Below are 12,295 nucleotides of genomic sequence, written 5' to 3' on the forward strand. Positions count from 1 at the left end.
TACTCCCTACCTTATCTTTTATATACATCTGTACAACTTCATCGCCTAAACGTGTACCTGTATTAGTTACATCAATACTAACTTCTACCGACTCACCAATTTTAATGTTCTCACTAGATAATTTAAGATTGCTATAGGAAAATGTGGTATAACTTAGACCATGACCAAAACAGAAATAAGGGCCTTCTTCTTCAAAAAGATAACCTTTTAAAAATCCAGTATCTTTTTGACTATAGTAGGCTGGCAAATGACCAACTGTTCTAGCAATTGTTACTGGCATTTTTCCGCCTGGGTTTACTTCACCAAAAATAATATCTGCTATAGCATTTCCTGTTTCCTGACCTAAATACCACCCTTCAAGTACTGCTGGTACATTATCATATACATACCCACATGACAGTGGTTTACCATTGATCAAGACAACAATAGTAGGTGTTCCTGTTGCTAATACTTGTTTTACTAATTCATTTTGTTGTCCTACTAAATCTAAATGTGCATTATCACCATAGCTTTTTTGAAGGGTTACCGCTTCACGACTAGACATTGGTGAACCACCAATACATACAATAGCAACACTAGATTTTTTTGCTGCTTCTACAGCCTTTGCTATACTCTCGGTTTCTTCTTCTAATGTATATAGTCCAGGATTTTTAGAAACCACTTCAGTTTCTGTTTCGATAACCATGACTTTTCTTGTTATTTCACACCCTTTTTCATATATAATCTGACAATCATCTTGCGCTTTTGCTTTAATCCCATCAAGAATACTATTTCCCAAATTAGGACGATGACTATAGTAACTAAATTCAATTGGGTCTGCATTAGGTCCAATAACTGCAATTGATTTGATAGTGCTTTTATCCAAAGGCAATAAATTATTTTCATTTTTAAGGAGAATTACTGTTTTGTCTGCAGCTTTTTTAGCAATTGCCTTATGCTTATCACAGTTAACTAACTTATATGCCTCATCTGGATTTACAAATGGATTTTCAAATAATCCTAGTTCAAATTTTACTTTTAAAATTCTTGAAACAGCTTGGTCTAAAAGTTTTTCAACCTTCTTATCCTTTTTAACAGCATTCAAAAGGTAAATATAAGCAGACCCAATTGGAATATCCATATCAAGCCCCGCATCTAATGCTCTTACTGCCGCTTCTTCTCTGTCACCTGAAACATTGTGTAAAATTGCCAATCGCTCTGCATCATTATAATCGGATATAACAATGCCTTTAAAACCCCACTCATTACGAAGAATTTCTGTTAATAGCCATTTGTTCCCATGACAGGGCACCCCATCTATCTCAGCATGTGACGGCATAATTCCCATAGCATTAGCTTCCATTACAGCTGCTTTAAAAGGGGGTAATATTTCATCTCTAAATACTCTTAGTGGGATGTCTGTTGGTGCAAAATTCCTTCCACCGGCTACCTGTGCATATCCTGCAAAATGTTTAGGTGATGAAATAATATGATTTTCCCTCACGCCATCACTTCCGCCCTGTAAACCCTTTACAACTGATACTCCCATTCTTGAAACTAAATATGTATCTTCACCAAAGGTTTCTTCAATCCTTCCCCAACGAGGGTCACGTCCAATATCAAGCACTGGTGTAAAAGCCTGATGCCCTCCTCTAGAACGGGTTTCTTCACCAATTGCTGAGTATATTTCTTCAACCAATTCTGTATCAAATGAACCCGCTAATCCAATAGGTCTTGGAAACATAGTTGATCCATTTGCCAAATGTCCATTTAAACATTCTTCCTGTGATAAAACTGGGATTTGTAACCTAGTATTATTGATCATATGTTTTTGCAAAATATTTCTATATTCAGCACTTTTTTTAGGCGTAAGATTTCTACCTGGCAGCTGAAATGAACCCATCCCATTTTTAATCAGTTCTTTCAATTTTTCATTCTGAATTTCACCAGTTGAGAATAATTTTTCACTTTCGCTTTCATTCACTGTAAGTGTTGTTACATCAACTGCAATGGTTTGTGCAACCTTTTCTTCTAATGTCATTCTCTCTAAAAGATCTGTGACACGCTCTTGTATTGATAAATTTTCGTTTTTATATTTCATATTTCGTTCCATTTTATACTTCCTTTCATTTTATATTTCGTTTCATTTATTTTTGTTTTCTTTTACAATATTTGGATTTTTACCATAACCTTTCTTCTTTGATGAACTATTACTATCTAAAATCTAAAATAAACAAAACCGTGTGAAACTTTAGAAGAGTTAAAGAAAGAAATTAAGCAGTATATGATCTATTACAATAAATATAGATATCAATGAAATTTAAAAAAGATGACTCCTGTTCAATGCAGAAATCACCTTCTCAATGTCGCATAGACTTTTTTAAAATTGTCCTTGACAAAGGGTACATTTTAGTGATTGGATTTGTTTATCCTAATATATTTTTTTTACCAGTACAACTCCCAATCCTTAAGTACTCTAACTAAAGACTCCATATAATAATAATCTCCCCAAATATTACACTCATCTACCCCCGTATTTCCAGGTTTACTGTAAACGCCATGAAGAAGTAGTCCATTTGATTCAGGTACATCTTTTGTTGTATATTTTTCTATCAAAGATTTCAACATATATTTTGAAGCATTCATATATATTTCTCTCATCTCATCATCTTTTGGTAACCACTTTGCTAATTCCATTAATCCAGATATTGCAATTGCTGCTGCAGAACTATCTCTAGGTTCATCACCATCAGTGAAAATAAGATCCCAATAGCATATGTTATCTTCGGGAATTCTATTCAAAAAGTAGTTTGATACCTTTTTAGTTAAATCTAATAACTCTTCATCTTTAGTGTATATATAACTTAAAGGGAAACCATAAATCCCCCAAGCTTGGCCTCTGGACCAACAAGAATCATCTGAATATCCTTGATGAGTTTTACCAAATCTAGGTTCTCCTGTTTCTGTATCAATATAATAAGTGTGATATGTTGAAGCATCTTCTCTAACTATATATTTTGCCGCTTGTTCTATATGACTTTTTGCGATTTGTTTATACTTAGGATCTTCTGTTACTTCACTTGCCCAATATAATAGAGGAAGATTCATATTACAATCTATAATCATTCTACCTCTTTGATTTGGATCACTGAAATCTCCCCATGCTTGAATTATACCTGCTTTATCTTGATATCTAGTAATTAAATGATCAGCAGCTTTTATAGCTGAATTTTTTGCAACTTCACTGCCTGTTATTTTATAAGCTGAAATACAAGATAATGTATATAAAAATCCTAAGTCATGATGATTAAGCCCCAGTTTTTCATCTATTCTTTTCTCAAAGCTTTTCACATGGATATCAGCAACTTCTCTGTATTTTTCATCTCCCGTTACTTCGTATGCAATCCATAAAATGCCTGTCCAAAAACCCGTTGTCCATTCATGATTATTCTCTACAGAAGGATACACGTTATTTTCACTTGAAGAACCAGGAAATTTATATGTGAATTCCTCTAAATGTTCATCTATTTTATTTAAAGCTTGCTTGAATGCTGCTTTCACTTGTTCCTTAGTTAATCCTGGGTCTTTTTTAAATAAATCAATTTTTTTTAACTCTTCTAAAACTACATTTTTCATATATAATCACTCCTATTTTTATTTTTACCTAATATCTCATCCAGTCTCCCTGTTCTTTTGCTATTTTTTTACATTTTTTATGCATCTCACTTAATATTTCATCATATAAAGGTTTGAATGCAAGATTTGTCATCTCTAAGGGATCTTCTTCAAGATCAAATAATTCCGGTACATCTTCACCATCATATATATACTTATACTTCCCTGATATTACCGCTCTACGAATATCCCCGCTACGTGAATTCCCTGAATACTGGCAAAATACATCCTTTTCTTTTAATTTTTTTCCATCAATAATACATTCTTTTAATGAATCCCCCTGAAATTTATCTTGAATATTAATACCCACAAAATCTAGTAACGTAGGAACAACATCCAAATGAGATACAGGTGTATCAATAACTTGCTGATTTGCACCAGGTGCTTTAATAAGCAATGGAACTCTAATGGCTTGATCATACATCTCCATCTTTTGATACATACTATGTTGACCTAAATGTTCACCATGATCTGAAGTAAAAACTATAATGGTATCACCCTCTTTACCAGACTCCTTTAAAGCATTAAAAATTTTACCCACACAATCATCAGCTAAATTTACCAAACCCAAATGCGCTGCCCAAGTTTTTTTCCATTCATCCATTGATATCCCCTCTGCCATTTGTGCTGCAACTCCTCTTCGTCTAGAAGATGGTTCCCCATTAGTGGTAATTCCAACGTTAGAAGGTACGTTAAGATTGTCTGCATTAAATTTTGATGCATAAGGTTCTGGTACAATTAATGGTGGATGTGGTGCCCAAAAATATACAAATAATGCAAAAGGTTCATCATTTTGCTTACTTATAAATTCTATGGCTTTATCACGAAAAAAAATATCTTTAAAATACTTTTTATCATGCTTAAAAACTGAGGCTCTTGTATTAGAATAGTACTGCTCTACTACTTCATTTTCTTGTTTTTCTTTTACTACTATTCCATCTAAATGACATCTTTTAGTATTTACTCCATTATTATTGGCGAACTCATTATACTCCTCTTCACTTATCCATAAATCAAAATTCACTCTTTCTTGCAGTGTAGGTTTAATCCTTATGTGATGAACACCCACATGCCCAACTTTATATTCTGCTTCATGCAAATACTGGTGTATTGGTTTATAATCTCCTGCTTTTTTTCCATGGAAATCATTAAGTACCACACCATTAGAAATAGGTGCTTTTCCTGTTGCAAGTGCCGTTCTAGCTGGTACACATAATGGACATGCATTATAAGCACTTGTGAAATGAGTTGCTTCTTTAGCCATTCTATTCAAATTGGGAGTTACTTCTTTTCCATCTTGAATCATCCCAATACTATCTGCCCTTTGATGGTCTGTCATAATAAAAATTAAATTTGGATTCTTACTCATAAAAACATACCTCCAACTAAAAATCAAGGGAAATTCTTGCTGAAAAAATTTCCCTTGATTTAATATTTATTTTTATTTCATATACTTATCGTATGCTTTTTGATTGATTTCTGTTGCTTTGTCTATATCTAACTCTTTAAGTCTTTTAACAAATCCATCATAATCATCTTCAATATTGGAACTGCCTAATATCCATTTTTGAATCATTTCATTTGTATATGCTTTTACATTTGAACTAATCTTTTTATATTCTTTTTCATCTTCATCATCATATTTAAGCGTTAACGCTCCACCGGCTAATGGTTCTCGAATAATATAATCATTTTCACTGTACATTTCCATTCCTTTAATAGCAATTGGATTTGACCATCCTTTTTCATATTCAAAATTCTGAACAGTACCAATTCTATATTGTACTCCATCTGATCTTAACACATCTAAAGGAGTTTTATCTGATTTCATAACATGATCAGTATATACTGGTTTGCCATCAACTAATTCATAATCAATACCTTCAACACCAAAGTTTATTAAAGTATCTCCTTCTTCTGAGAACCAATAATCAAAATATTTTATTGCAGTAACTGGATCTTTACAAGATGAAGTAATTCCCCAACCACCACCTGATTTAGGTCTAATAGTATACTCTTTTCTTTCACCATTTAAGTTTTCTGGTGGAGCCATAGGGATAAACTCAAATCCAGGTATTGTATCTGGCAATTTTTCATTATAACTTGCCGTACTACCAAACCAATCATGTGTAAATCCTCCAACATTATCTGCTAACAAAGTATCTCTTGACCCAAGCCCTCTTGTAAAAATCTCAGCATCGATTAATCCTTCGTCATACCATTTTCTTAAGTTTTCGATTGCTACTTTAAATTCAGGCTCTAATGGTCCATAATTTATTTTTCCATCTCTTGGAATAAAATCATTACTTGAATCCCATAGATAGAAGAAATCAAATATGTTACCAGCCTGTACTCTATCAAAGTAAGGAACTTCATCTGCTTTACCATTTCCATTTGGATCCTTTTCTTTAAATGCTTTTAATACTGTGTAAAGCTCCTCTATAGTTTGTGGAACTTCTAATCCTAATTTATCAAGCCAATCTTTTCTTATGAAATATCCTTCTGCTGGTTCTACATCGAAGTACTTTGGTATAGCATATATATTTCCATCTAACGCAAGTGCTTCTTTCTTAAATTTAGGATTTTTCTCCATATAAGCTTTTAAGTTTGGAGCATATTCATCAATTAAATCATTTAAAACTATTAATCCACCATCTCTACCTAACTTCTCTAAATCAGATACACTTTTGTAACTAACAATATCCGGCATATCGCCAGAAGCAATCATTAAGTTATAAGCTGTTGCCTCATCAGAAGAACTTTTTGATAATATTCCTTTTAAACTTACATTTGTGTTTTTAGCCGCTTCTTTAAATACAGGCCACTCACTATCAAATGTCAAATTGTTGTATAGTCCAAAAATAGTTAATTGAACTGGCTCTTCAGAAATTAAACTTCCTTCTAATTGTTTTTCTTGCTCTCCATCTTTTGATTGATTGCTTGTAGCATTTTTAGTGCCGCAACCACCAAGTAGTATGCTTGATAAAATACTCGTTGCCAAAACTAATGATAAAACTTTTTTATTCATGTTTATTCCTCCCTATAAATATTATTTTACTTCAATTATATAAATTTAAATAATTGCTTAACCTTTTACGGAGCCAATCATAACTCCCTTTTTAAAGTATTTTTGAATAAATGGATATGCTGCAATCATAGGAACAACTGCTATTATTATAACCGCATATATTACTGTTTGTGGTGAATACAATGAATTTTGAGTTATAAGACCTACTCCCTCTGAATTTGTAGTTTTTTCAACTATTAATTTTTTTAATAAAACTTGCAATGGAACCTTATCATCATCTCTGAAAATATTCATAGCCCAGAAATATCCATTCCATCTAGTTACCGTATAAAATAATCCTATTGTTGCTAGTGCAGGTTTTGATAATGGCAAGTAAATATTATAAAATATTTTTATATTATTTGCTCCATCAATATATGCTGCTTCTTCAAGTGATTCTGGTATTGACTGAAAAAACGTTCTCATAATTATTAGATTATACGTATTTATTGCAAATCCTACTATTATTGCAAAACGTGTATTTAGTATATGTAAATCTCTCAAAGTTAAATAAAAAGGTATCATACCTGCATTAAACCATAATGTTATAACCACAAACATGGTAATAGCTTTTCTATAAACTAATCTCTTCTTAGATAAAACATAAGCACCTGTTGTTGTAAAGAATAAATTCACAATAGTGCCCGCTAAGGTATAATAAAATGTATTACCATATGCCCTCCATAACCCTGGAGTGTTAAAAGCTTGCTTATATGACTCCACTGTAAACCCTTTTGGCAATAATAAAACATCACCTGATTGTACATAAGCTGGTTTACTTAAAGATGCTGATAAAATATATAAAAGTGGATATAATGCTAGAATTCCTATAATAATCAATAAAATATTGTTTACTATTTTAAATACTTTTTCTCCTTTTGACTCTATAATTAATTTTTTGTTCTTACTCTTAGCCATTCTCTAACCTCCCTTTACCACAAACTATCTTCAGTTAATTTTTTGCTAAGCCTATTTGCTCCATAAACTAGTATTAGTGCTATAGCTGCTTCAAATAAACCTGCTGCAGTTGCTAAACCGTAGTTTTGATTTTGCAAACCTGTTCTATATACATAGGTACTTATAACATCTGCTGTTTCAAATGTAGCTGGTTGGTACAATAGAATAATTGATTCAAATCCTACTTTAACAATATTACCTACGTTTAAAACAAACATAATTACAATTGTTGGTAAAATACCTGGAACAGTAACATTTTTCATTTGTTGCCACTTGCCAGCACCATCTACTCTTGCCGCCTCATATAATTGTTGATCAATTCCGGCTAAAGCTGCTATATAAACAATAGCGTTAAAACCTGTACTTTTCCATATATTCATTCCAGTATAGATTCCTCTGAAATATTGTGGTTTAGTTAAGAAATAAATCTTTTCAAAACCCAACTTACTTATTATCAGATTTATAACTCCGTCACTAGGGGCTAAGAAACTTACTACCATTCCTGAAACAACAACAATAGAAATAAAATGTGGTAAAAATGCAAGGGTTTGTATTATGTTTTTTAAAAACTTATTTTTAGCTTCATTTATAAGTAATGCTAAAATAATTGGTGCTGGGAATGCAAAAACAATACCATATACACTAATCATAATAGTATTTTTAACTGTTCTGAAAAAATCAGGACTGCTCATAAAATCTCTAAAATTATCTAATCCTACCCATGGACTAGCTGCTATCCCCTTAAATATATTGTAATCCTTAAAAGCAATCTGTAGTCCATACATTGGCTTGTATGCGAATACAATATACCAAACAACCATTGGTATTAGTAGCAAATATAAATCCCACTCTTTCTTTACTTTAGGAACTATGTCTTTTGAAAAATTTGTTTTTCTCATATTCCCTTTTAACTTAATATCTTTCTCCATTTAAACTATTACCTCCTTTATAGATTTTTTTATTTCCCCTTAGCTATAGATTTTTTTATTTCTCCTTAGCAGTAATCCTTGCAGTATTGCTGTTTACGATTACAGTTATCATGATAAACGTTCTGTTGTTTTATGTAAATCTCCGTTTTTCTCTATAGCATTCAATATTCTGTAATGACACACTATTTTGATATTAACATTTTTCATCAACACTCTAGTAATTCTGTACTAACAAGCTATGTGCCTTGATAATGTATTAACATTTTTCAACATGTGTGTATTTTTCTATATAGATAAAAAAAGATATCTCTACAATGAAAGATACCTAGAAAATCACTTCTCCAGGTATCTTTCATTGTTACTTATACTATTTTATATTATTAATTAAATTTTTCCCCATAAATTCCCGGAGATATTCCTACATACTTTTTAAACACTCTTATAAAACTATTGGAACTGTTATAACCTACTAAATTAGCTAACTCCCCAATTTTTATTTTTGGATTTTTTTCTAATATTTCTTTTGCTCTATCAATTCGATGTTTGTTAAGTATTTCTTTAAAGTTGCTGCCCGTTACTCTTTTAAATAATAAACTACTATATTTTACAGATAAATTTAGATACTCAGAAATATCATTTAAAGATATATCTTTATGGTAATTTTCATGTATATAATTCATCATCTCATCAGCTAATCTACCATTATCTTCATCTTTATCCTCATTAATCTTCGCAATCATTATTTTAAAAAGTCTTTCAATACCTGTAATAATATCTTTTTCGTTACTTAAAGTTATAAAATTATCATAATACTGAATATCATCTCCGAAAAAATCTTCTGGCATTTCCTTTAATTCTTGTAATATTCTATTTATACTAGAAAACAAGGAAAAAGCAAACCCTTTTCTACTCTTATTATCAAGATTTCTAAGGATAAAATTCTCTTCTACTAAATTTGTTATAACTGTATTCACTTCTTTGATATTCCCCTCAATTACACTAAATATCAATTTATTTTCCACACCTAGCGGATAATAATACGTTCTATCTTTTATAGATTTTAACTCCTCTGATGTAAGAATGAATTTTTGTCCTAATGCAAACTTATATTCCATAATCTTATTAGCATCTTTAAATGATTCATTTATTTTCTCATAGCTATCAACTATTTTACCTAGTGCTGCTGTAATTTCTATTTCGAAGTTTTCCTCAACTTCTTCAACTGCATCTTTGATTATTTTTATAGCCTCTTGAGCAGTATTTACATTAAATATTAATGCACAAGTTTTATAGTCAACATTAACAAATTCTACATTTGTTAATTCAAAAGCTTTGGCTCTTAGATTTGACTTAACCAAAACAATATTTTCATTGATAAGATCTTCTTCATTTTTCCATATCTCTAAAATGCAGACTATTGCTTTTCCTTCTGGAATAGTTGAATCTGAGAATTTTGCTTTATGAATATCTTTTATTCCTAACAACAAGTCCTTTAAAGCTTTTTCATTAATAATATTCTTATCCTCTAATAACATGGCTTCTAGTCTCTTATTCTGTAACTTCATTTCATTAGTTTTTTTCTTAATAAATTCGAACTCATCCACTTCAGATACCTCTGTAAATTCCTCAAAGCTATTTACCATTGAATTGATTGGTTCGTATAATTTTTTTGTGATTTTGATAGTTATATAAATACTTATAATAATTAATAAAATATAAGGAATCAATAACTTTATAAATATATCCAGTATTTTATTTGCAATACTAGGCTTTGACTCCACATATATATATTTCCAATCAAGTACATTAGATGGTACAATTATTCCTTTAAATCCTTTTAAATTAAATTCTTTTTCTTCAATAGAATTATTGTTACTTTTTAAATAATTTATAATTTCATCTTCATTAAGAAATGATTCATTATCCATATTTTTATGTTTTGCAATAATTTTATCTTCTCTGTTAATAAACCAACTACCCTTATTCATTTCTAGTAAAGTTGAAAATAATGATTTTTCTTTAATAGTCACAATAAATACACATTCACCATTGCCAAAGTAATCATCTTTTAGAATATAATTCAAAACTCTATCATTGCTTTCATCACAATATTCATAACCTGTTACTAGTAGGTACTCTCTATTATACTTCATGTCTTTTATTTTATTTTTTAACCATTCCTGTTTATCCTCTGAAATACCTATTTGATTATAATATTTGGATTGATTAGTTGTTGTAAAAGGAGTAATAACCAGAGCTTCTTCCTGATTTTTTGTTATTCCAATATAATAATCTAAATTATCTATATACAAAATATTCTTTTTCAGTTCATTCTGTATCTTTAATACATTATAAAAATCTAGTGTATCTCCTATAGCAAATTTTTCAATTTGAATATGACTTTTTATATTCATTAAATAATTTAAAGCTATATTTAATTGTAAATCAATTTTATTAAATTGGGCATTGGCGAATTGTTCAATCTCTAGGCTGCTTTGGTTTGCCTCAACTTTTTTATCATTATAATAATAAAGCAATACTATGGCAAACATTAATATTAACATTATTGATAGAAAAAATATAAAGATTTTCTTTTTAAATAATCCTTTTTTCATTTGTCATCTCCATTATATAAAATTTATTTATACCTATAATTAACCTAAAAATACTAAAACATGAAATTAATAAATGAAATTAATAAATGAAATAACTTAAATTACTCCAATGTAGATATGATTGTTTTACTATAATCTATAAATTTATAATTTAATCTTCACATAAGATGAATACTGTGAAGGAGTCATATTTGTAGCTTTTTTTAAATGTCTTGAAAAATAATGGCTGGATGAGTAACCAAGCTTTTGGGCAATTTTCCTAAAGTTTATTTGTCCTTCTCTTATTAGTTTTTTAGATTCTTCAACTTTTAGTGACTTATAGAATTCCATTACGCTAGTTCCGGTGTATTCTTTAAACATAGCTTTTGAAGTCATGTCATTATAAGTTCTTTCTTTAACTGATGTCGAAATTCTATCCGCTGTCAAAAGGTTTGTTTCATTTCGTACTAAATATATAAGTAAATGCTGCAGATAAATTTTTAACTGTATCACCTGTGGAAATTATTTTATTCCCAAAATTATGTAATTAACCTTCATATACATAGTCTTTAGCAAATTCAAAATAGTGAAATATTATTATACTATTTAATTCAAATTCCTCTTCAAGAACTATTTTAGTATACTTCATTAGCAATCTCCTCTTTTGAGAAATAACGTTTTCTTAATTTTATGAAATGGTTAAACTTTCACAAGATAATTTTACCATAGGCATCTTTTAAACTCAATTAAAATCGCCTGTGATTTCATGGCTTACTCATGAATATTTTTCTTAACCGAAAATCTCATAGAAACTTTTTAAAAAATAGTCATTGCAACTATTTATGTGGTAGGATAATATTTTTGAGGCAACCCTGAATTTTTATTGAGATGGAACTGAAGCGTTTCAGGTAATTTCATTAAGTTAGCAATTTTTTTTTGCATAGAAAACCAGACAGCCCTTTCAGGATATGCCTAGTAATTGGTATACAAATTACCTTTGTTACACTAGATGAAATTTTTAATAAGCACTTGTTCAAGATAATCATTGTCTACAGAAGCTGCAAACCTTTTTGACTTCAAACTATACTTAGGCT

Annotated in this window: 8 protein-coding genes and 1 pseudogene; 1 reads left to right on the top strand and 8 read right to left on the bottom strand. The window is 30.2% G+C overall.

All coding sequences use genetic code 11. The annotated features are described in order from the left end of the window. On the bottom strand, positions 1-2,092 hold a 2,092-nt coding region (locus BUB83_RS20020), incomplete at its 3' end, for a glycoside hydrolase family 3 N-terminal domain-containing protein (protein ID WP_073340879.1). A 123-nt stretch (positions 2,093-2,215) separates the two neighbouring features. On the opposite strand from BUB83_RS20020, the pseudogene BUB83_RS21750 reads away from it, so the two are divergent. Next, positions 2,216-2,296: pseudogene (locus BUB83_RS21750) on the top strand (IS3 family transposase); the annotation flags it as partial. A 128-nt stretch (positions 2,297-2,424) separates the two neighbouring features. Here the strand turns inward: BUB83_RS21750 and BUB83_RS20025 are convergent. The 7 genes from BUB83_RS20025 to BUB83_RS20055 form a co-directional block, all read right to left on the bottom strand. Next, a complete protein-coding gene (locus BUB83_RS20025) occupies positions 2,425-3,615 on the bottom strand; it encodes a glycoside hydrolase family 88 protein (RefSeq protein ID WP_073340880.1) in 1,191 nt (396 codons plus the stop codon). A 28-nt stretch (positions 3,616-3,643) separates the two neighbouring features. Then, on the bottom strand, positions 3,644-5,023 hold the full coding sequence (locus BUB83_RS20030; RefSeq protein ID WP_073340881.1) for a sulfatase family protein: 1,380 nt from the start codon (positions 5,021-5,023) through the stop codon (positions 3,644-3,646). Positions 5,024-5,095: 72 nt separating this feature from the next. Further along, the gene (locus BUB83_RS20035) at positions 5,096-6,682 is read right to left on the bottom strand and encodes an extracellular solute-binding protein (RefSeq protein WP_073340882.1); all 1,587 of its coding nucleotides are present in this window, start codon (positions 6,680-6,682) and stop codon (positions 5,096-5,098) included. A 57-nt stretch (positions 6,683-6,739) separates the two neighbouring features. After that, positions 6,740-7,639, bottom strand: coding sequence for a carbohydrate ABC transporter permease (locus tag BUB83_RS20040; RefSeq protein WP_073340883.1), 900 nt, complete (start codon positions 7,637-7,639; stop codon positions 6,740-6,742). Between the two features lie 14 nt (positions 7,640-7,653). Beyond that, complete coding sequence (locus BUB83_RS20045) at positions 7,654-8,607, bottom strand: ABC transporter permease (RefSeq protein ID WP_242950727.1); 954 nt, start codon at positions 8,605-8,607, stop codon at positions 7,654-7,656. Between the two features lie 380 nt (positions 8,608-8,987). Further along, the gene (locus BUB83_RS20050; protein ID WP_073340884.1) at positions 8,988-11,222 is read right to left on the bottom strand and encodes a helix-turn-helix transcriptional regulator; all 2,235 of its coding nucleotides are present in this window, start codon (positions 11,220-11,222) and stop codon (positions 8,988-8,990) included. A 144-nt stretch (positions 11,223-11,366) separates the two neighbouring features. After that, the gene (locus tag BUB83_RS20055; RefSeq protein WP_073340885.1) at positions 11,367-11,648 is read right to left on the bottom strand and encodes a helix-turn-helix domain-containing protein; all 282 of its coding nucleotides are present in this window, start codon (positions 11,646-11,648) and stop codon (positions 11,367-11,369) included. Positions 11,649-12,295: the final 647 nt, after the last annotated feature.

Source organism: Clostridium grantii DSM 8605, assembly GCF_900129965.1.
GTDB classification, from domain to species: domain Bacteria; phylum Bacillota; class Clostridia; order Clostridiales; family Clostridiaceae; genus Clostridium_AF; species Clostridium_AF grantii.

Bases quoted from the DNA above. Each gene is read 5' to 3' on its own strand.
- BUB83_RS20025 (WP_073340880.1), bottom strand. From the start codon at position 3,615: ATGAAAAATGTAGTTTTAGAAGAGTTAAAAAAAATTGATTTATTTAAA.
- BUB83_RS20030 (WP_073340881.1), bottom strand. From the start codon at position 5,023: ATGAGTAAGAATCCAAATTTAATTTTTATTATGACAGACCATCAAAGG.
- BUB83_RS20035 (WP_073340882.1), bottom strand. From the start codon at position 6,682: ATGAATAAAAAAGTTTTATCATTAGTTTTGGCAACGAGTATTTTATCA.
- BUB83_RS20040 (WP_073340883.1), bottom strand. From the start codon at position 7,639: ATGGCTAAGAGTAAGAACAAAAAATTAATTATAGAGTCAAAAGGAGAA.
- BUB83_RS20045 (WP_242950727.1), bottom strand. From the start codon at position 8,607: ATGGAGAAAGATATTAAGTTAAAAGGGAATATGAGAAAAACAAATTTT.
- BUB83_RS20050 (WP_073340884.1), bottom strand. From the start codon at position 11,222: ATGAAAAAAGGATTATTTAAAAAGAAAATCTTTATATTTTTTCTATCA.